Source organism: Austwickia sp., from assembly GCA_016699675.1.
Lineage (GTDB): Bacteria > Actinomycetota > Actinomycetes > Actinomycetales > Dermatophilaceae > Austwickia.
This window is the reverse complement of the sequence record CP064985.1, coordinates 604,069-624,659: the sequence shown is the minus strand read 5'-3', so window position 1 is coordinate 624,659 and position 20,591 is coordinate 604,069. Positions and strand designations below refer to the sequence as shown.

19 protein-coding genes are annotated in these 20,591 nt (G+C 73.4%); 11 read left to right on the top strand and 8 right to left on the bottom strand.

The window, feature by feature from the left end; genetic code table 11:
• Window positions 1–23 precede the first annotated feature (23 nt).
• The 7 genes from IPK37_02830 (at window position 24) to IPK37_02800 (ending at window position 6,422) form a co-directional block, all read left to right on the top strand.
• Window positions 24–704, top strand: a complete 681-nt coding sequence (locus IPK37_02830) for an RNA polymerase sigma factor (GenBank protein ID QQS01420.1) — start codon at window positions 24–26, stop codon at window positions 702–704.
• Window positions 701–1,627, top strand: coding sequence for a hypothetical protein (locus IPK37_02825; GenBank protein QQS01419.1), 927 nt, complete (start codon window positions 701–703; stop codon window positions 1,625–1,627). Before IPK37_02830 ends, IPK37_02825 begins: the two co-directional genes overlap by 4 nt.
• A 120-nt stretch (window positions 1,628–1,747) precedes the next feature.
• Entirely contained in the window at window positions 1,748–3,292 is a 1,545-nt protein-coding gene (locus IPK37_02820; GenBank protein QQS02622.1) for an IS21 family transposase, read from the top strand.
• Window positions 3,289–4,071 (top strand): ATP-binding protein, encoded by a 783-nt coding sequence (locus IPK37_02815; GenBank protein ID QQS01418.1) that lies wholly within the window; start codon window positions 3,289–3,291, stop codon window positions 4,069–4,071. The genes IPK37_02820 and IPK37_02815 overlap by 4 nt, the downstream gene beginning before the upstream one ends.
• Window positions 4,072–4,215: 144 nt before the next feature.
• Entirely contained in the window at window positions 4,216–4,473 is a 258-nt protein-coding gene (locus tag IPK37_02810) for a hypothetical protein (protein ID QQS01417.1), read from the top strand.
• Between the two features lie 92 nt (window positions 4,474–4,565).
• Window positions 4,566–5,255, top strand: coding sequence for an AIM24 family protein (locus IPK37_02805; GenBank protein ID QQS01416.1), 690 nt, complete (start codon window positions 4,566–4,568; stop codon window positions 5,253–5,255).
• A 45-nt stretch (window positions 5,256–5,300) separates the two neighbouring features.
• Window positions 5,301–6,422, top strand: coding sequence for an alpha/beta fold hydrolase (locus tag IPK37_02800; GenBank protein QQS01415.1), 1,122 nt, complete (start codon window positions 5,301–5,303; stop codon window positions 6,420–6,422).
• Window positions 6,423–6,602: 180 nt separating this feature from the next.
• On the opposite strand, the gene IPK37_02795 is transcribed toward IPK37_02800, so the two are convergent.
• The 4 genes from IPK37_02795 to IPK37_02780 form a co-directional block, all read right to left on the bottom strand.
• Window positions 6,603–7,724 (bottom strand): glycerate kinase, encoded by a 1,122-nt coding sequence (locus IPK37_02795; protein QQS01414.1) that lies wholly within the window; start codon window positions 7,722–7,724, stop codon window positions 6,603–6,605.
• Between the two features lie 93 nt (window positions 7,725–7,817).
• Window positions 7,818–8,708: a 1,4-dihydroxy-2-naphthoate polyprenyltransferase gene (locus IPK37_02790; protein QQS01413.1), complete on the bottom strand. Its 891-nt coding sequence runs from the start codon at window positions 8,706–8,708 to the stop codon at window positions 7,818–7,820.
• A complete protein-coding gene (locus IPK37_02785; protein ID QQS01412.1) occupies window positions 8,708–9,049 on the bottom strand; it encodes a PLDc_N domain-containing protein in 342 nt (113 codons plus the stop codon). Before IPK37_02785 ends, IPK37_02790 begins: the two co-directional genes overlap by 1 nt.
• Window positions 9,050–9,094: 45 nt before the next feature.
• The gene (locus IPK37_02780) at window positions 9,095–10,300 is read right to left on the bottom strand and encodes an AMP-binding protein (GenBank protein QQS01411.1); all 1,206 of its coding nucleotides are present in this window, start codon (window positions 10,298–10,300) and stop codon (window positions 9,095–9,097) included.
• An 87-nt stretch (window positions 10,301–10,387) separates the two neighbouring features.
• On the opposite strand from IPK37_02780, the gene IPK37_02775 reads away from it, so the two are divergent.
• Entirely contained in the window at window positions 10,388–11,143 is a 756-nt protein-coding gene (locus IPK37_02775; protein QQS01410.1) for an SDR family oxidoreductase, read from the top strand.
• 51 nt (window positions 11,144–11,194) lie between these two features.
• Window positions 11,195–12,709 carry an alpha/beta fold hydrolase gene (locus IPK37_02770; GenBank protein ID QQS01409.1) on the top strand — a complete coding sequence of 505 codons (1,515 nt, stop codon included), beginning with the start codon at window positions 11,195–11,197 and terminating at the stop codon, window positions 12,707–12,709.
• Here the strand turns inward: IPK37_02770 and IPK37_02765 are convergent.
• Window positions 12,706–13,737 carry a 1,4-dihydroxy-2-naphthoyl-CoA synthase gene (locus tag IPK37_02765; protein ID QQS01408.1) on the bottom strand — a complete coding sequence of 344 codons (1,032 nt, stop codon included), beginning with the start codon at window positions 13,735–13,737 and terminating at the stop codon, window positions 12,706–12,708. The genes IPK37_02770 and IPK37_02765 overlap by 4 nt on opposite strands.
• A 189-nt stretch (window positions 13,738–13,926) precedes the next feature.
• Here IPK37_02765 and IPK37_02760 point away from each other — a divergent pair, with 189 nt between their 5' ends.
• Both IPK37_02760 and IPK37_02755 read left to right on the top strand, forming a co-directional pair.
• On the top strand, window positions 13,927–15,948 hold the full coding sequence (locus IPK37_02760) for an AAA family ATPase (GenBank protein ID QQS01407.1): 2,022 nt from the start codon (window positions 13,927–13,929) through the stop codon (window positions 15,946–15,948).
• 15 nt (window positions 15,949–15,963) lie between these two features.
• Window positions 15,964–16,986 carry an o-succinylbenzoate synthase gene (locus IPK37_02755; GenBank protein QQS01406.1) on the top strand — a complete coding sequence of 341 codons (1,023 nt, stop codon included), beginning with the start codon at window positions 15,964–15,966 and terminating at the stop codon, window positions 16,984–16,986.
• Between the two features lie 114 nt (window positions 16,987–17,100).
• Here the strand turns inward: IPK37_02755 and IPK37_02750 are convergent, their stop codons facing one another.
• From IPK37_02750 to IPK37_02740, 3 genes are read right to left on the bottom strand one after another with little or no spacing between them, the layout of a single operon-like run.
• Complete coding sequence (locus tag IPK37_02750; protein ID QQS01405.1) at window positions 17,101–17,931, bottom strand: adenosylcobinamide-GDP ribazoletransferase; 831 nt, start codon at window positions 17,929–17,931, stop codon at window positions 17,101–17,103.
• Complete coding sequence (gene cobT / locus IPK37_02745; protein ID QQS02621.1) at window positions 17,928–19,028, bottom strand: nicotinate-nucleotide--dimethylbenzimidazole phosphoribosyltransferase; 1,101 nt, start codon at window positions 19,026–19,028, stop codon at window positions 17,928–17,930. The genes IPK37_02750 and cobT overlap by 4 nt, the downstream gene beginning before the upstream one ends.
• A 35-nt stretch (window positions 19,029–19,063) precedes the next feature.
• On the bottom strand, window positions 19,064–20,374 hold the full coding sequence (locus IPK37_02740; protein ID QQS01404.1) for a methyltransferase domain-containing protein: 1,311 nt from the start codon (window positions 20,372–20,374) through the stop codon (window positions 19,064–19,066).
• Window positions 20,375–20,591 lie beyond the last annotated feature (217 nt).

The window sequence follows — 20,591 nt, the reverse complement described above, 5'->3', positions numbered from 1 at the left end:
GGACCCGCCGGCACTATCAGGGTGTGAGCGGACGCAGCGGGCAGGGCGGTCGGGACGAGGCCTGGTTCGAAGCCTTCTTCCGCGCCCATCACGCAGCGGTGCGCGCCTACGCGCTTCGCCGGGTCGGCGCAGATGACGCCGACGACGTGGTCGTCGACGTCTTCGCCACGGCCTGGGCCTGCCGAGACCAGCTGCCCGACGAGGCGCGGCCCTGGCTGTATCGCTGCGCCTGGCATCGCGTCGCCGCGCGCCAGCGCGCCGATGCCCGACGGGCGCGGCTCATCGCGCGGGTCGCGGCCCAGCCCGGCGGCGTGAGCGGGGGAGGGGGCGGCGGGCCCGTCGGGCACGCGGGGTTGGCCGGGGTCGCGGGGGTCGCGTTCGGGGGCGAGCCGGCCGGCGCCGGCGGCGGCGAGTTGGCCTGGGTTAACGACGTGCTCGACGCGCTGCCGCCCGACGAGGAGGAGCTGTTGCGGCTGGCCGCCTGGGAAGGGCTCGCGCCGCGGGAGATCGCGGGGGTGCTGGGCTGTACGCCGGGCGCCGCCCGCGTCCGCCTCCATCGGGCGCGCCGCAAGGCCGAGGCGCTGTGCCCACCCGGCGTACGGCGTGCGGGCTCGAGCGCCTCCGGCACCTTGCGCGCCGTCCGCCACCCGGCACCGCAACCCGCGCCCGAGACCGCACCCGAGACCGAGAGGAGCAAGCCATGACGTTCGTGGACGACCTGGCCGCGGCGAACCCGGTGCGGGACGAGACGCCGTACGGCGACGCGCGCGCCGCCGCCCTCATCGCCGACATCACCGCCGGTCGCGTGACCGCGCCGCCACCGCCGCCGGCGCCGACCCGGCGGCCGTGGCTGGTCGGCGGCATCGCCGTCGCGGCCGCCGCGACCCTGGCCGGGGTGCTCATCATCCCGCCGGTCCTGCGCCACGACGCCCAGGTCAGCCCGGGCCTCCCGGTCGCCACCTCCTCCGTGACCCCCCGGCCGGTCACCCCGACCTCCGCGTCGCAGTACTGGAAGACCGTGCTGCACGGAACGACGTTGGTCGGAGAGGGTTATGGGCCGTCGGTGAAAGCGACCGAGCAACGCGGCGTCTGGCTAGTGCCCGCCTCGATCGTCCGGTACGACTCGGTGGACCCCGGCCGGCCGGGCTGGAGCGTTGCCGAGACCGGACTCGGAGCCGCCACGTTGGTCGGCGGCGACGGGTCGGGAGGGCCGCCGGCGCGAGTCCGTTCGGTGGACCGCGAACCGGAGATCACGCGTGGATCGTGGGCGCGACCGGACGCCGACTGGGCTGCGGCACGGCCCCGGGATCCCCAGCTGCTCCGCCAGGATCTCTACGCCTCCGTCGAGGAAGAGATCCGCCGCACCCGGATGGTGTCGACGCCGGATGCGCTCGCTCGGGGGCACGCGATCGAGGCGCTGGAGAGCCTGCGCCTGCCCGCTGATCTACGGCACGCCATGACGATGCTCCTGCCGACGTTGCCCGGGATCACGGTGCAGCCAGCGGTGCTCGAGGGGCGGGCCGGGACGGCGTACGGCTATGACGATGCCGACTGTCGGCGGCCACGAGAAACTGCCCGGAGACGGCCACGAAGCTGCCCGCTGGCGGACGTGAGAACTGCCCACTGACGGTCATGGGATCTGCCCGACACGACGTCGTCTGCCTCGCCGACCTGCGCGGTTGAGGCCCCTTCCTCGGGTGCGATGAGCGGTGCTGATGCGCCCTATCGCTCCCGAGGAAGGGATGAGTTGAAGTCTGCCGAGGAGATCATGGAAATGTTGGATGCCTACGACCTAACAGGTTCGTTGCGCGATGCCGGCGAGCTGGCTGGCTGCTCCCACCACACGGTGGAAGCGGTACGTGGATCGCCGTGCTGGCGGCGGGAGTTGCCGGCGGCGGCGGTGCGGCCGATGTTGATCGATGAGTATCTGCCCAAGGTCGAGGAGTGGGTCGAGCGGTCGGTCGGGAAGGTCCGTGCCGATGTGGCGCACGAGAAGCTGCTCGCCCTGGGCTACGGAGGGTCGGAGCGCACCACCCGCCGTGCGGTCGCGAAGGTCAAGAAGTCCTACCGGGCCGGACACGTGCGGGTGCACCGTCCCTGGGTGACTGAGCCGGGGATGTGGTTGCAGTACGACTACGGCGATGGCCCCGTCGTCGACGGCGTCAAGACCGTGCTGTTCGTCGCCTGGCTGGCTTGGTCGCGGTTCCGGGTCGTGTTGCCGATCCGCGACAAGACGATGCCCTCGGTGTTCGCTGCCCTGGACGTGACGTTCCGGCGGCTGGGTGGGGTGCCGACCTATGTGTTGACCGACAACGAGAAGACCGTCACGGTCGAGCACATCGCCGGAATTCCGGTGCGGAATCCGCAGCTGGTGGCGTTCGCCGAGCACTACTCGATGGTCGTGCACACCTGCGTCCCGGCCGATCCGGCGTCCAAGGGCGGCACCGAGTCGTCGGTGAAGATCAGCAAGGCCGACCTGGTCCCCAAGGACACCAACCTGCGCGAGGGGTACGCCTCGTTCGCCGAGCTCGAGGCGGCGTGCGTGGAGTTCTGCGAGAAGGTCAACACCCGAGCGCACCGGGTCACTCGTCGGCCACCGATCGAGATGCTCGCCGAGGAACGGGTCCGGCTGCACCCGGTCCCGATGACCCCGCACACGGTCGCGTTCGGCACCACGCGGGTGGTGCCGGGCAACACACCGATGGTGATGTTCGAGTCCGGCCAGTACTCGGTCCCGCATGCCCTGCTGGGTGCGACGGTGTGGGTCCGTGCCCATGGTGTCGGCGAGGACGAGTGGGTCGTCATCGTCCACGTCGGCCAGGACGGTCCCCTCGAAGTCGCCCGCCACCGCCGGGCCACACCCGGCACCCCGAAGATCGATGACGAGCACTTCCCAGCCCAGCCGTCCGGGCCACTGGACCGCCAGCCCCGTGCGAAGAACCCGGCCGAGTCCGACTTCCTCGACCTGGGCGAGGGCGCGAGGTTGTGGCTGATCGAGGCCGCCGCCGCAGGCACACCACGGATGCGCGTCAAGATGGCCGAAGCCCTCAGCTTGGCCAAGCTGTTCGACCCCGTCGAGGTCGACTGGGCACTGGGCCACGCCGCCGTGCACGGCCGGTTCGCCGAAGCAGACCTGTCCTCGATCCTGGACCACCACGCCCGAGCACCGAAAGCCGGTGAGCACCGGGCCAGCGAGGACTCCTCGCTGACCCAGGGCACCAGCGCATGGGCACGGCTCGGTGAACAGGTCGGCCAGCACGACGGCCGCGACGGGAACGAGGTGGCCCGATGACGACGAGAAGCACGGCGTCAGCACCGCCGCTGCCAGCCGAACTGGAGGAGCTGTTGCGCCGGTTGCGGCTGCCGCACATCCGTCGTCACGCACCCGAGGTCGTCGCAACCGCGAAAGCCCAACGCTGGGAGCCCGCCGAGGTGTTGAAGGCGCTGTTCGCCGAGGAGGTCGCCGGCCGGGAGCGTTCCGCACTTGTCACCCGGCGAGCGTCGGCGGGCTTCCCCACCGGGAAGACCTTCGACGCGTGGCAGCCCGAGGCATCCTCGATCCCAGTCCCGACCCAGCAGGCGCTCCGCACCCTGGAATGGGTCCACCGCCGCGAGAACCTCGTGGTCTGCGGCCCGTCGGGCACCGGGAAGACGTTCCTGCTGGAGGCCCTTGGCCAGCAAGCCGTCGAGGCCGGGTTGAAGGTCGCCTGGTTCACCCTGGAAGACCTCGGCGTCCTACTCCGAAGGCACCGTGCGGACGACACTGTCACCAAGGCCATCGCCCGGGTCCTGCGCGCCGACCTGGTCATCGTCGATGACATCGGCCTGCTGCCGGTCGCCGCGGACGCCGCCGAGGGGCTCTACAGACTCGTCGACGCCGCCTATGAGAAGCGGTCAGTCGCGATCAGCTCGAACCTCCACCCCTCTGGGTTCGACGAGCTGATGCCCAAGACGCTGGCCACCGCCACGGTGGACCGACTGCTCCACCACGCCCACGTCTGCCAGACCAGCGGCGACAGCGTCCGGCTCACCCAAGCACTCGCCGGTCAAGGGGTGAGCCCGTTGAACTGACCACCCTGGTCGGTGGTGGCCACAACCCCCTTGGGTAGATCCCGTGGCCACCACCGGGCAGATCTCGTGACCGTCAGCGGGCAGCTTTCATGTCCGCCACTGGGCAGTTCCGACTGTCCCTTGACAGCCGACAACGGGATGCGCGTGGAGCTGATGCTCGATTCGGCGTCGACGGACGTCATCGGTTGGCGCGGGACGACTTTGGGTCCACGTGTCGGCGCCGCACCGGTACCGGTCCGAAGCGGTGTGTCGATGACCATCGTGGTGGAGTCGCGGCAACTGGTGGACGCGATATCGGCCGAGGATCTGGAGGAGGTCGTCGCCCAGTGCGCCTTGATGCGCGAGGGACCTGCCTGCGTGACCACTCCGCACACGCCCAGGCCCACGCCCCCCACGTCCTGACGACGAGGTGGCCCTGCCGTCCGGGCGCCTCGGGCCTCCCGGCGGCCTGTCGACGCGCCCGCCGATCACCCTGCTGTGTCTAGGCTCGGGTCATGCAGAGCAACCTCTTCGACCAGGCCAACTTGGAAGTGCAGACGAACCAGCGGTTCGCGTTGCAGAACAGTCAGCTGCTGCGGGTCAGCCTCGGACCCGACGTCCTGGCCGTGAAGGGCTCGATGGTCGCCTACCAGGGGCAGATCGAGTTCCAGCACGAGGGCGCCGGCTCGGTGGGCAAGCTGCTGAAGAAGATGATCGCCCAGGACGACGTACCGCTCATGCGCGTGCGCGGCCAGGGCGAGGTCTTCTTCGCGGCGTCCGGCGGGTACGTCTACCTCATCGACCTCGGCGGCGACGGCATCTCGATCAACGGCCGCAACCTGCTGGCCTTCGACGCGGCCCTGAACTGGGACATCCACCGCGTGCAGGGCGCCGGCATGATGTCCGGCGGGATGTTCAACACCCTCGTGCACGGCCAGGGCACCGTCGCGCTCGCCTCCGTCGGCAAGCCGGTGGTGCTGGACTGCGCGCAGCAACCGACGTACGTCGACATGAACGCCTGCGTCGGCTGGTCGGCCAACCTCGTGCCCCAGGTGGTCAACTCCATGAACGTCCGCAGCCTGCTGCGGGGCGGGACGGGAGAGGCGTTCCAATACGCGTTCCACGGCCCGGGTTTCGTCATCGTGCAGGCATTCGAGTGGACCCCGCCGCCGTCGTCCGGGGGCGGGGGCGGCCTGTTCGGCTAAGTGCCCAACCGGCCTCCGGGTGGGTGACCGCCCTAGGCTGCCGCCATGAGCCTGCACCCCGTCGCAGCTCAGCACCTCCTGCCCGGCATCCAGGCGGCCGACGTCGCCACCGACCGGCTGCGCCTGCGCGTGCTGACCAGGGCCGACGAACCGGACCCCGGCGCACGTCCACTCCTGCTCGTGCACGGCAACGCGTCGAGTTCGCTGTTCTGGCAGCGGCTGATGCTGGCGCTGCCGGACGACGTACGGCCTCTGGCCGTCGACCTGCGCGGCTTCGGCGAGACCGAGCCGCGCCCGATCGACGCGACCCGCGGCCTGCGGGACCACGCCGAGGACCTGGTGGCCCTGCTGGACGCGCTCCGCCTGGATCGGGCCGACTTCGTCGGCTGGTCGATGGGCGGCGGGGTGGTGGCGCGGCTGGCCGCGGACGCGCCGCAGCGGGTGCGGACGCTGACGCTGCAGGCGCCGATCTCGCCGTACGGGTTCGGCTGCACGGTCGACGCGGCTGGACGGCTGGCGTTCGAGGACGGGGCGGGCACCGGCGGCGGGGGCGGCAACCCGCGGCTCGTGGAGCTGATCGCGGCCGGCGACGGCGAGGGGACGGGCACGAAGGCGGAGCCGGAGCTCGCCTCGCCGCGCGCGACCGTGCGGGGGTTCTACGTGGCGCCGCGCGAGGAGCCGTGGCCGGACGAGGATCTGTGGGTCGCCTCGGTCTGTACGACGCGTACCGGGCCCGATTTCTACCCCGGCGACGCGACGACCTCGCCGAACTGGCCGGGCTTCGCTCCCGGGACGCGGGGCGTGCTGAACTCGATGTCCCCGCTGTACTGCCGCTGGGACGACCTCGCCGACCTGCCCAGCCGGGCCCCCGACGCGCCCCGGCCGCCGGTGCTGTGGATCCGCGGCGAGGTGGACCGGATCGTCAACGAGCCCTCCGGCCTGGACCTGGCGCTGCTCGGGCAGCTGGGGTTGTTCCCGGGCTGGCCGGGCGCGGATGTCCTGCCGCCCCAGCCGATGCTGGCTCAGACGCGGGCGGTGCTGGAGCGGTACGCCGCCGCCGGTGGCCGCTACCGCGAGCTGGCCCTGCCCGGCGTGGGCCACGGCCCGCACCTGGAGGCGCAAGACGAGGTCGTCGCGGCGCTGCTGGAACACCTGGCCCAGGCCTGACCGCACCTGGCCCACGCCTGACCGCACCGGGACAGAAATGTTGTTGCCTGGAAACGTGCGCTATAGACATAACCTGTCACCATGGTGATGGGTTATGTCTGTATCCCCGTCACCATGGTGACGGAAAACGGCCGCAGATCGGGGTGCGTGGTACGCGTCAGCCGCGGGGTGTAGTCATCGTCAGCCGCCGAAGCGGTCCCGCGCCGCCTGGGCTGCCAGTTCGCGCAGCAGCCGGTCGGCGTCGCGTATGCACACCGCCGGGTCGGGTTCGAGGTCCACGAGCTGGTAGATCGCGTCGAGCCCGGTCTGCGCGACCTCCTCGTCGCTCAGCAACGCCCGCCCGCACAGGGCGATGACGGGTACGCCGGCCTCGCCCGCCGCCCGCGCCACCCCCGCCGGGGCCTTCCCGAGCAACGTCTGCAGATCCAGCGCCCCCTCCCCGGTCACCACGAGGTCGGATCCCGGCAGCAGCGAGGTGAACTCGCCCAGCTCCAGCACCACGTCGATGCCGGGCCGCATCCGGGCGCCGAGCACGGCCAGCGCCGCGTACCCCACCCCGCCCGCCGCTCCCGCCCCCGGCAGCTCGGTGTCGTCGCGACCCATCGCCGCGGTGACCTGCGCCGCGTAGTGTGTCAGCGCAGCCTCCAGTTCCGCCCGCATCGCCTCGTCGGCGCCCTTCTGCGGCGCGAAGATCGCCACGCAGCCGCGCTCGCCCAGCAGCGGGTTGTTGACGTCGCTGGCCAGCGTGATCGTGCTGTCGGCGAGCGCCGGGTGCAGCGTGCTCAGATCCAGGGTGGCCAGCCGGGCCAGGGCCGCGCCCCCGGGCGGCAGCTCGGCCCCGGACGCGTCGAGGAGCCGGGCCCCCAGCGCCTGCAGCATCCCGGCGCCGCCGTCCGTCGAGGCGCTGCCGCCGATGCCCAGCACCAGATCGCGTACCCCCGCGTCCAGCGCCGCCCGCATGACGTCGCCGACCCCGCGGCTGGTCGCGCCGAGCGCGTCACGTCGGTCGCCCGCCCGGACGATGCCGCAGGCGTCGGCCATCTCGATGACAGCCTGCGCACCGCGTACGGCGTACGACGTCTGCCCCGGCTCCCCGAACGGACCCGCCGCGGTCACGGGGACCCGCGTGAACCCACACGACTCGGCCGCGTCGAGCGTGCCGTCGCCGCCGTCGGCGATGAGCGTGCTCGAGACCTCGAGATCCGGCACGGCCGAACGCATCCCGGCGGTGATCGCCGCCAGCACCTCGGACCCGGTGAGGGAACCCTTGAATTTGTCGCAGGCGATCAGGACGCGGGGCATGGCACTCCTTGGGAGGACGAGGTACGCCGCCGATTCTCCCGCGGTCCGGCGAGCATAGGGGAGACTTTGGGCAGAGTTTCCCGCGTGGTGTCCTCAGCCCAGCAGCGGCTGGGACAGGATCGCCATGCCGAGGCCGGTGAGCAGCCCGTACGCCAGCGTCAGCCGGCCAGTCTCCGCCAGCACCGGAATCAGCTCCTTGCCCTTCGCCCCGCTGCGCGTCGTCCGCACCGGGGCCACGGCCAGCGCGAACGCGAGCAGCCCGGCGAGCGCGCCGCGGTGGTACAGGGCGGCGAGCACCGTCGCGAGGACGGCCCCGGCGAGATAGAGCTGGTACGTCGCGCGCGCCGCCTTGTCGCCCAGCCAGACGGCGAACGTCTTCTTCCCGCTGGCCCAGTCGCCGGGGATGTCCCGGATGTTGTTGATCATGAGGATCGCGCAGCTCAGCAGGCCCACCGCGATCGCCGCGAACCACGCCCCGCCGGTCAGCCGTAGCGCCTGGGTGAACTGCGTGCCCAGCACCGCGACCAGCCCGAAGAAGACGAACACGAACAGCTCGCCGAGGCCGTGATAGCCGTACGGCTTCTTGCCCCCCGTGTAGAACCACGCCGCTGCGATCGCCGCCGCGCCGATGATGAGGATCCAGAACGTGTTCGCCAGGGCGCACAGCCCGAGCCCGCACATGCCGGCGAACGCGAAGCAGCAGTACGCCGCCGCCTTGACGTCCGCGGGCTTCGCCAGGCCCTGGCCGACCAGCCGCACCGGACCCACCCGGCGGGTGTCCGTGCCGCGGACCCCGTCCGAGTAGTCGTTGGCATAGTTGGCCCCCACCTGCAGCGACACGGCGACGAGGAGCGCGAGGAGGGCGCCGGCGGCGGAGGCCTGGCCGGCGGCGTAGGCGGCCCCGGTCCCGATCACCACCGGGGCGACGGCGGCGGGGAGCGTGCGCGGGCGCGCCCCCTCGACCCATTGCGCGAGGGTGGCCATCAGAGCTTCTTCAGGAAATCGGGGTCGTCATCCGGTCCGCGCGGCCCGGTCGGCCCGGATCCGCCGCCGCGGCCGCCCCAGCCTCCCGGCCCGCGAGGGCGGTCCTGGGGACCACCGCCGAACGGGCCGACGCCGGGGCCGATCCGGGGGAAGCCCCCGGCGTCCGTCGGGCGCCCGGCGATGAACCAGGCGATGCCGCCGGCCGGGGTGAAGAGCAGGACCAGCGCCACCCAGGCGAGCTTGGGCAGATTCCGGACGCGCTCGTCCTCGGTCTGGATGCAGTCGACGACGGCGTACACGGTGAAGCCCAGCAGGGCAAGGGTCAGCAGGACCCGCAGCACGGGTGTTCCTCTTCGCTCGATCCGGTGGGGGTGCGGCCCATTCTGTCAAGCCCGCGCCGCGAATGCCGCTCGCACCGCCGCGCGGTCGGGTTTCCCGATCCCGAGCAGCGGCAATGCGGGCAGAACGAGGAGCGCGCGGGGGAGCGCGTACGCCGGGAGCGCGGGCCGTACGGCGTCGCGCAGCTGCTCCAGGGTCGGCGGGGTGCGCGGCTGATGTTCTGGGTCGGCGGGGGCTAAGGCGGCCGCGACGACGTGGCCCCAATCGGGGTCGGGGACGCCGACGACCGTGACGTCCCAGCCGGGGAGGGCGGCGCGGATCGCGTCCTCGACCTGGCCGGGCAGGACCTTCAGCGCGCCCGTGACGATGACGTCGTCGGCGCGACCGAGCACCGTGACCTGGGTGCTGATCCGGCCGAGGTCGTCGGTGCGGAAGACGCGGCGGCCGTCGTACGTGGGGAAGGCCGCGGCGCTGCGGGCGGGGTCGCCGAGGTACCCCGCCGCCAGCATCGGCCCGCCCAGCAGCAGGCGCCCGATGCCGGTCTCATCGGGGCGCTCCACGACGACGTCGGCGCAGTCGAGCGGCACGCCGTCGTACACGCACCCGCCGCAGGTCTCGCTGGACCCATAGGTGGTGACGACCCGGACGCCCGCCGCGGCGGCCCTGGTCAGCAGCTCGGGCGGGCAGGCGGCCCCGCCGACGAGCACGGCGGCGAAGCGGCTCAGCTCGGCCGTTGCCGGGGCGTCGTCGAGGAGGCGACCCAGCTGGGTGGGGACGAGCGAGACATAGCCGGGCGCGCTGGAGCCTGCAGCCGGCGTCTCGTCGTGCAGGGCCGCGGCCGCCGCGGTGAACGCCTCGGCGCGGAACGGGCCGGCCGGTAGGACGCGGACGCGGGTGTCCCACGCGGCCGCGCGCAGCAGGACCTGCAGCCCGGCGATGTGGTGCGCGGGCAGGGCGAGCAGCCAATCGCCTCGCCCGCCCAGTCGAGCCGCAGTGGCGTCCGCGCTGGCGGCGAGCGCGGCGGCGCCGAGCAGCGCCAGCTTGGGCGGCCCGGTCGACCCCGACGTCCCGACCACCACGGCGAGGTCGTCGGGCAGGTCCGACTCGACGTACGGGGGGAGGACCAGCGGGGCGCCCTCCGCGGCGTACGGCGCGACCGCGGGGCCCGACCCGGCCAGCGCCGCCCGCAGCGCGGGCACGATGCGCAGGCACGACGGACCCGCGGGCACGGGAAGCGGGACCAGGCGCGGCACGGCCTCACTGTAAGAGGTCCCGCGGAGGATCAAGCGCGCGGGACCGCAGGTGTCTCGCCGCGAGCACGGTGGCGCAGAATGACCGCCATGACGAACCGTGGAGTGGCAGTGGTGACGGGCGCGAGCAGCGGCATCGGCAAGGCGACGGCCCGGCGGCTGGCCCGCGACGGGTTCGAGGTGGTGGCGGCCGCGAGGCGGCTGGACCGCCTGGAGGAGCTGGCCCGGGAGACGGGGTGCCGGGCCGTGGCGTGCGACGTCACGGACCCCGCGGACGTGGCGAAGCTGGCCGAGTCAGCCGGGAAGAGCGTGACGCTGCTGGTCAACAACGCCGGCGGCGCGCTCGGCACGGACCGGATCGACGCCGCGGACCTGGACCGGTACCGGGCGATGTTCGAGACCAACGTGCTCGGCACGGTCGCGGTCACCAAGGCGCTGCTGCCCGCGCTGATCGCCTCCGGCCAGGGGACGATCATCACGATCACGAGCATCGCCGGGCAGATCGCGTACGAGGGTGGGGGCGGCTACAACGCGGCCAAGTTCGCCGAGGTGGCGATCAACGACGCGCTGCGGCTGGAGCTCAACGGCAAGCCCGTCCGGGTCTGCGACATCGCCCCGGGGATGGTCGAGTCGGACGAGTTCTCGCTGGTGCGCTTCGACGGGGACGCGGACAAGGCGAAGAAGGTGTACGAGGGCGTCGACCGGCCCCTGACCCAGGACGACGTCGCCGAGTGCGTCGCCTGGGTGGCCGAGCTGCCGCACCACGTGAACATCGACAAGATGACGGTGAAGCCGGTGGCCCAGGCGGCGCCGTACAAGCTGCACCGCGGCCCGATCTACCGCTGAGTCAACCCGAGGGGGTTAGCGTGGGCAGGGACGCTGGCAATCGGCGCGATCATGACGTACTGGTTCGGACGCCGGCCCGGCGACCCCCGCCGCGCCGCCAGCGGTTGGGGTGGGCTCCTCGTCGCCGCGGTCGCGACGGGCGCGGTGTGCGTTCCGTCGGTGTCGACCGAGCGGCTCTTCCCGCCCGACCTGCCCCAGCTCAGCGCGGCTCGCGTGGCGCTGCCCACCGGCAGCAATGTCACCCTGTACCACTACCCGGCCCTAGGTCTCCTGCGTTATCCGCTGCCCGTCGTGTACCTCCACGGCGGACCGGTCCGAGGCATCGCGCTGCTCGACCACCGGTTCTTCGCCGAGCTTGCCGAGCGCGGTTATGACGTTTACCTGTACGAGCAGGCCGGGGCAGGCCGCAGTGGCCTGCTTCCCCTCGGCGACTACTCCATCGACCGGCAGGGGCGCGACTTCGACGCTGTGCTCGACGTCCTGGGTGCCGAGCAGGTCGACGTCGTTGGGTTCTCGGCGGGCGGAACGCTGCTCACGCGGGCCCTCGCCACGCCTCACAGAACCCGACGCATTCACGCCGCGGTCATCGCCGAGCCCGGTCCCATGGACGGGCCGACGGCGGCGCTCGATGGCCCGCCATCGGTTCCAACCGCCGCCACGCTCGCGCCTGCGCCGACGGGACCGCGATCAACGACGACACCGCGGTACGCCGTCGCCTTCGGCCTCATGCGCCTGGGCTTCGTGGCGGCCGGAGACGGGCTGGTCGGCCAGGCGGAAGCCCTCAACGCGTTCACTCCTGCGGATCTTGGCTCGGACACGGCGAACTCCTACTGCGCAGCCGACGCCTGGCGCATCCCGATCGAGGACTCGCCCGCCAAACTTCTCCTTCAATCCGGCCGCGTCGTTACAGGTCATGGCGAGCATCAGGCAGTCGCCCTCGATCGGCGCAGAGCTGGGGCGCAGCCAGACTCGGGCGATGCTGCTCACCGGGGAGTGTTCGGCGCAGATGCCCGGGTGGAACTCGGCGATTCTGGGGGCGGACCCGCGGATGCGCCGGGTGATCCTCCCCGGCGTCGACCATCACCTGTGGAACGGTCTGGACGATCACAACGCCCGAGCCGCAGACGCCATTGCCTCCTTTCTGGCGGAACGGCCGCCATCGCGTCCCGGAAACCGGGTACCTCCCCGGCCCCCGGGCGTGGTGCACTGGCGCTCGTGAGCACTGAGATCCGGCAGGCGCTGCGCGCCGAGTTGACCGCCGCGATGAAGCGACGCGACCGCGTCGCCATGGGGGCGTGCCGCAGTGCGCTCGGGGCGATCGACAACGCCGAGTCGGAGGGGGTGGCGGCGCCGCGGGCCGGGGCCATCGAGACCTCCGCCGTGGGAATCGGGGCCGCGGAGGCCGCACGTCGGGTGCTCACCGAACCCGACCTGCGGGCCGTCGTGGCTGCGGAGGTGGCCGAACGTCGCTCCGCCGCGGCCGAGCTACCCGCCTCCGTCGCCGACCGCGCGGCTGAGCTGCGCGCCGAGGCCGCGGTCTTGGAGCACCTCCTCGAGGAGGTTTAGAAGTACCAGGGGAACGGGCTCCAGTCGGGGTTCCGCTTCTCCAGGAACTGGTCGCGGCCCTCGACGGCCTCGTCGGTCATGTACGCCAGCCGCGTCGCCTCGCCCGCGAATACCTGCTGCCCGACCAGCCCGTCGTCCACCAGGTTGAACGCGAACTTCAGCATCCGCTGCGCCTGCGGGGACTTGCCCATGATCTCGCGGGCGACCTCGATGGCCTGCGCCTCCAGCTCGGCGTGGGGCACGACCAGGTTCACCGCGCCCATCCGGTGCATGTCGTCCGCCCCATAGGTGCGGCCGAGGAAGAAGATCTCGCGGGCGAACTTCTGGCCGACCATCCGCGCCAGATAGGCGCTGCCGTAACCGGCATCGAAGCTGCCCACGTCCGCGTCGGTCTGCTTGAACCGCGCGTGTTCGGCGCTCGCCATCGTCAGGTCGCACACCACGTGCAGGGAGTGGCCACCCCCCGCGGCCCAGCCGTTGACCAGCGCGATCACCACCTTGGGCATGGTGCGGATGAGGCGCTGCACCTCCAGGATGTGCAGCCGCCCACCCTCGGCCTTGACGCGGGCCTCGTCCACCGAGCTGGCACCCTCGTCGCCGGCGGCGGTGGCGTCCTCCGAGGCGTACTGGTAGCCCGACCGCCCCCGGATCCGCTGGTCGCCGCCGGTGCAGAAGGCCCACTTGCCCGCGCTGCCGGTGCCCTCCGGCCCCGGCCCGTTCCCGGTCAGCAGGACCACCCCGACGTCGGGGGACATCCGGGCGTGATCCAGCGCCCGGTAGAGCTCGTCGACCGTGTGCGGCCGGAACGCGTTCAGCACCTCGGGGCGGTCGAATGCGATCCGCACCGCCCCCAGCGTCCGGGCGGGCACGGGCCCGGGCAGGACGCAGCGGTGGTACGTGATGTCCGTGAACGCGAACCCTGGCACCTCGGCCCAGGCGGCCGGGTCGAAGGTCTGCGAGACGGCGAGGGAATCGGCGGGGGAGGCGGTACGCCGGGAGCGGTCGTCGGCATCTTCGGTGCTGGTCACGTCCGCGATCCTAGGGGCCGAGCCGGCGGGCCGCGGGCGCAAAAGCCTCCCGAGCGCCGCGCGCCCGCCGATAGGGCACACGAAAGTCTCGCGCGTTGCGCGCCCGGCCCCGCCGGCCTCGCCATGCGCGGCACCCGCCAGTCATATGCCAGCCAGTCATATGCCAGCAACGAAAAAGGGAGCCCCCTCATGGCCCGCAGCATCCTCGTCGTCCCGGTGAACCACGGCGCCGGCGTTACCGTCGCCTGCCTCGGGCTCGTGCATGCGCTGAGCGAGCGACACGTCGCGGTCGCGTTCTGCAAGCCGTTCGCGCAGGCCGGGGGCTTCGGCCAGGACCAGTCCACCGAGCTGTTCCGGCTGGCCACGTCGCTGCGCCCGCCGCAGCCGATCTCCGTCGAGGAGCTGGACCGGCGGCTCGCCGGGGGCCGCCTCATCGGCGCGATGTCCCGTATCATCGAGCGCACCGCCGACCTCGACGCCGAGAACCGCGTCCTGGTCCTGGAGGGACTGGCGGCGACGGCCAACCAGCCGTACGCCGACCGCATCAACATCGAGACCGCCCAGGCCCTCGACGCCGAGGTGGTCCTCGTCGCGGCCGCGGGCGCGTTGGAGCCCGAGCGGTTCGCCGACCTGGTGGCGACGGCCGAGCAGATGTACCGGACCCGCGGCCAGTCCCGCGTCATCGGCGTCGTCGCCAACCGGATTCCCCCCGAGGCCGACCACCAGGCGTACGTCGACGCCGTCGCCGGCCGCCACCTGAGCTGCGTCGGGACCGTCGGCGATCACCCCGAGTTCGTTCAGCCGCGGGTATCGGACGTCGTCCGGGCCCTCGGCGTCCAGGTCATCTCGGGCCACGACCTCGGCCGCCGCGTCGCCCGGACGGTCATCGCCGCCCAGGCGGTCCTCGGGTTCATCCCCTCCCTGGAGGAGGGCTCGCTGATCGTGGCGCCGGGCGACCGGCACGACGTCCTGCTCTCCGTCGCGCTCGCGGAGGCCGGCGGCACCCGCCTGGCGGGCCTGCTGCTCACGGCGGGGATCGCGCCGCACCCCGACGTACTCCGTCTCGTCGAGCCCGCGCTGGAAGCCGGCCTGCCGCTCCTGCTCACCGACGAGAAGACCTTCCCGACGGCGCAGCAGATCGTCGGGATCGACCAGGACATCCCCGCGGACGACGAGGACCGGGCCCGTCGGGTCATGCGCGTCGTCGCCGCGGGCTTCGACGAGGACTTCCTCGCGTCGCTGCCCACCGCCGAAAGCTCGGTGAGGGTGACGCCGGCGCAGTTCGAGTACCACCTGCGCGCCGAGATGAGCAAGGGTCGGGTCCGTCTCGCGCTCACCGACGGGGACGACAGCCGGGTGCTGCAGGCGGTCTCCCACCTGCACCGGTTCGGCGCGCTGCAGTTCACGCTGATCGGCGACCCGGCGGCCATCGACGCCCAGCTGGACCGCTTGCACCTGCAGCTGCCGCTGGGCACCCAGGTCGTCAACCCCGCCCAGCAGACCCCGGAGACCATGGCCATCCGCGACGCCCTGGTGGCGGCGGGCACGTTCTTCGAGCCGGGCGACCCGCTGATCCGTGCCCTGGCGCTGCTGCGGGAGGGCGAGGTCGACGGCCTGGTCGGCGGCATCGGCGAGGACCGCGACCGCTTCCTGGCGGCGGTCCGCTCGGCCGTGGCGCTCGGCTCGAACGTGCGCACGCTGTCGAGTTCGTCGGCGACGATGCTGCCCGACGAGGTGGTCTTCTTCGCGGACGCGCTGATCAACCCGCATCCGAACGCCGAGCAGCTCGCCTGCATCGCCGACCAGACCGCGGCGACAGCCCGGCTCGCCGGGCTCGTCCCGCACATCGCGTTCGTCGCGCCGACGTCCTGGTCGCCGACCGCGCACCACGACCGCCAGACCATCGCGGCGGCCCGCCAGATGCTCGCCGAACGACGCCCGGACCTGCGCACGGAGGGCCCCGAAGCCTTCCAGGACGCGGCGCGCCGGCACCGCTCGCCCGACGGCGACGCGACGGTGTTCGTCTTCCCGGACATCGCCTCCGCCGCGGTCACCGCGAAGGCGATCGGGCAGTCCGGCCGCGCCCAGGTGCACCCGCCGGTGCTGCAGGGGCTCTCGAAGGCCGTGAACATGCTGCCCATGGACGCCACCGTGGAGGGCGTCATGGACCTCATCGTGGCCACCGCGGTCAAGGCCGCCGAACTGGGCTGACGCTAGCGTGGGCGGGTGAGCTCCGCGGACGACGTACCCGTTCCCGCGCTGGATGACCTGCTCGCCGCCGCGCGGGTGGTGGCCATCCCGCTGCGCGTGCGGTTTCGCGGAGTGACGGCGCGCGAGGCGCTGCTGCTGCGCGGCCCCGCGGGGTGGGGGGAGTTCGCGCCGTTCGTGGAGTACGGCGATGCCGAGGCCGCCCGCTGGCTCGCCGCGGCGATCGAGGCGGCGTGGGTCGGCTTTCCGCCGCCGGTGCGCACGTCGGTGCCGGTCAACGCGACGGTCCCGGCCGTGGTGGCTGACGATGTGGCCGCGGTGTTGGCGCGGTACGACGGGTGCTGCACCGCCAAGGTGAAGGTCGCCGAGGCCGGGCAGTCGCTCGCCGACGACGTGGCCCGGGTGGCGCGGGTGCGCGAGGTCATGGGTCCGGCGGCGCGGCTGCGGGTCGACGCCAACGGCGGGTGGTCGGTGGACGAGGCGCGGGAGGCGGTACGGCGGCTCGCGGCGTACGGCCTGGAGTACGTCGAGCAGCCCTGCCGCGCCGTCGAAGAACTCGCCGAGCTGCGCGGGGTGCTGGCCCGCGACCGGCTGCCGGTCCCGATCGCGGCCGACGAGTCGATCCGCAAGGCCGCCGACCCGCTGCGGGTGCGCGACCTGGGCGCGGCGGACCTGGTCGTCGTCAAGGTGGCGCCGCTGGGCGGGGTGCGGGCGGCGCTGCGCGTCGTCGCGGACTGCGGGCTGCCCGCGGTGGTGAGCAGCGCGCTGGACACCTCGGTGGGGATCGCGGCGGGCGTCGCCTTGGCGGCCGCCTTGCCGTCGCTGGAGCACGCCTGCGGGCTGGGCACGGTGGAGCTGCTGGCCGGCGACGTCGCGGCGGAGCCGATGGTGCCGGTGGCGGGGGAGTTGACGGTACGTCGGGTGTCGGCCGACCCGAAGCTCTTGGCGGGCTGGGCCGTCCCGCCGGCGCGAGATCTGTGGTGGCGGGCCCGCCTGACCCGATGTCACGCTCTGCTGGCTGCGACCAAACTACTGCCATAAGACTCGGCCGCCACCAGCGCCAAGCGTAGCCAAGAGCCGGTGGTCTGCGCCTTTGTCATACTGCCATCGACTCTGCGTTTCGTTGTGGTAGCAGTTCGGTCGTGCTGCGCCCCATCAGAACGTTGCCACCAGCAGCAGCACGCAGGCCGCGACCTCGACGAGGGCGCCCAGCACGTCACCGGTGATGCCGCCCAGCCGGCTGCGGACGAAGGTCAAGGCCGCTTCGACGGCGCTTGCCGCAGCAAGCACCCCGACGACCGCGACCGGCACGGATCTCGCCCCCGCAACGGCGGCCAACGCCACCATCAGCAGGGTCGCGGCCCAGCACCCGAGCCAGCGCCACCACGACACGGATCCGGCGACCGCCTCGCCCAGCCCCTCGGGTCGGGCCGACGGCACCCCCACTCGGGTGCCCGTCGCCAGCGCGGCCCGCGACGCCGCCAGCAGTGCTGCGGCACAGACCCAGCTGCCCCACCCCGCCCGCGACCCCGGGCCCGTCAGCACGGCACCGAGGCAGGCCGCCTGCAGCCCCACCGCGACGATCAGCGCGGTGGCGCCCATCGGGCCGACGTCGCCCCGCCGCATGACGTCGAGCGCGCGGTCCCGATCCCAGGCGACGCCGAGGCCGTCGATCGTGTCGGCCAGGCCGTCGGCGTGGATCGCGCGGGTCCCGGCCAGCACCAGCCCGAGCGTGAGCATCCCCACCGCCAGGGAGGGGGCGCCGGCCCGGCCCGCCAGCCATCCGACCAGCGCGGCGACTAGCGTGATCGGCAGCAGCACGACCGGGCCGAGCACCATCGCCCAGCCCGCCACGCGGCGGTTCACGGCCGTCGGTACCGGCGTCGGCAGCACCGTCAACGTGCCGGCCGCCAGCGCGAACGCGTCCCGCGGCAGAATCCCCGGCCCCTGCCCCGGCCGGCTCTTGGAGTGCGGGCCCGCGTTCACGCCGTTCGGTCGCCCGCGCCGGCCCCGCCACCGGCGCCCGCCCCGCCACCAGCGCCGGCGTCGTCCCCGGCCGGGCCGGCCCCGACGATGTCGGCGAGCAGAGCCACGTCGCGCAGGGCGGCCACGGCTGAGCGCACCACGGGGACAGCGGCGACGGCGCCGGACCCCTCGCCCAGCCGCATCCCCAGGTCGAGGATCGGCGCCAGACCCAAATGCTGCAGCGCCAGCGCGCACGCGGGTTCGGGGGACAGGTGCCCGCCCCGGAGCCATGCCGCCGTACCCGGGTAGAGCCCCTCCGCGAGCAGCGCCTCCGCGGCGGCGATCACGCCGTCGACCAGGACCGGGACGCCCCGGGTCGCCGCGCCCGCGATGAAGCCCACGGCGGCCGCCATGTCCGCGGAGCCCAGAGCCGCCAGCCGCTCGAACGGGTCGGCGGCCCGGCCCCCCACCCGCTCCAGCGCCGCCGCGATCACCTCCGTCTTGGCGGCCAGGCCCGCGTCGTCCAGCCCGGTGCCGCGGCCGGTCACGACCCGGGCGGTCAGGCCGCACGTGGCCGCGATGAGGCACGCGGCGGGGGTGGTGTTCCCGATGCCGATGTCGCCGGCGATGAGCAGCTGCGCACCGTCGGCGATCTCCTCCGCGGCCACGAGGTCGCCCGCCGCCAGCGCCGCCGCGCACTCCTGGTGCGTCAGGGCGTCGCGCAGGTGCAGCGGCGCGCTGCCGGTGTTGATCTTGTGGGCGGTGAGCTCGGGGGGCGCGTCCGGCACGTCGTGCGCGCAGGCGATGTCGAGTACCCGCACACGCAGCCCGTGCGCCGCGGCCAGCGCCGAGACCCCGGCGCGGCCGGAAAGCGCGGCGTTCACCACCGCGGTGGTGACCTCGGGCGGGTACGCCGAGACGCCGTACTGCGCGACGCCGTGATCCCCCGCGAACACCACCACGCGGACGTCGTCCAGCGGGTCGGGCGGGCACTTGCCCTGGCAGGACGCGACCCAGGCGCCGAGCTCCTCCAGCTGCCCGAGCGCGCCGAGCGGCTTGGCCTGGGCGTCGCTGCGGGCCCGCGCGGCGGCGTAGATGTCGGCGTCCGGCGGGGCGATCGACGTACCGGTGGTGGTCACGCTTCCCTGCGGTGTCACGGATCCTCCTGGGTGGGTGGGTCGATGCTTGCCCCGGCCGGTGTCACGGCCTCCACGGCGATGAACGCGAGTCGCTGCCCCACCCGGCTGAGGACGCAGGTCAGCTCCGCCCCGGAGCCGTCCAGCCGAAGGTCGTGGCGCAGCCGGTCCACGTCGAGCGCGACGCCGCGTTTCTTGATCACCAGGCGGCCGACGCCGCGGGCGCGCAGCCAGGCGCGGAGGGGTTTGACCTGCAGCGGGAGGGCCTCCACCACGCGATAGCGCCGCGCGTAGCCGAGGTCAGGCGCCGCGCCGGGGCCGCCGGCGTCGGCCGCCACGACGTACCCCGCTCCCGGCGCCAGCTCGGCACCCCCCGTCGCCGCGGTGACCGCCCCGACCAGCCCGGCGCGCAGGACGGCGCGGTCGGGGTCGTAGAGCCAGTCGCCGGGCGCTGGCAGGCCGCTGGCCAGGGCGTGGCCGCCGTCCGGGGCCGGGTCGGTGTCGGCCTCGGCGACGACGTACTCCGTTGCCGCCCGCCCACCGGACGCGGGCCGCAGCACCCGCGCGCTGCGGCCCGGCCGCTCGACGAGCGGCCCCCACCAGAGGGCGCACTCGAGCACCTCGCCGGCGTACGACGTCCACTGCGCCTCGCACCCCGCCGGCACCGCGGCGTGCGGCAGCGACGGGGAGAGCTTCGCGCCGGTGGCGGGCACGCGGGCGGCGGTGGCGAGCACCGTGTCGAAGCTGGGGGAGATGTCGTCGAGGCGGAAGGTACGGCGGGTGCGGCCGCGCGCGTCCGTGACCCCGGGCAGCCGGCGCGCCGGGTCGAACCAGGCGCCGTCGCCGGTGGGCACCTGCGCCGCGGTGGACTCGGCATCCCCGACGCGGCTGGTCGCCTCAGGGAAGTGGCGCAGATTCACGCCGGCGATGGCCGCGGTGGCGGGGTGGGCGTCGAGGGCGGTGACCCGTACGCCGAGCGCCGCCAGCGCCATCGCGTCCGCCCCGATCCCGCAGCCGAGGTCCCACACGTGCGCAATGCCGGCGGACCGGAAGCGCCCGGCATGCCGGGCCGCGAGTTCGAGCCGGGTGGCCTGCTCCAGGCCGTCCGGGGTGAAGAGCATCCCCGACGCGAAGTCGCCGAGCTTGTCGGCCGCTCGGGCGCGCAGCCGGGACTGGGTCAGCGCGGCGGCGACGAGGCCGGCGTCGTACCCCGCGTCGCGCAGCGCCGCGCCGAGGGCCAGGGCGGTCGCCTCGTCGTACGGCGGGAGGGACTCCAGCAGCGCCCACCCCTGCGGGGACAGCAGCTGCTCCAGGGCCCCGATCTCCACGGGGTTCATCCTGCCGTACGCCGTCCGGCCATCGCGGCTCCCGGCCCAGCCATGGCGCCAGTGAGCGGCGCGGCCATCGGTTGGCACTCAAGTTGACCGAGTGCTAACCGCCGACTTAGATTCGACTTAGCACTCCCGGTGAGCAAGTGCTAACGAGTTCGCCGGCGCGTGACCGCTCCCGACGTACGCACGGTGACCCCCGCGACGGCGCCGTACG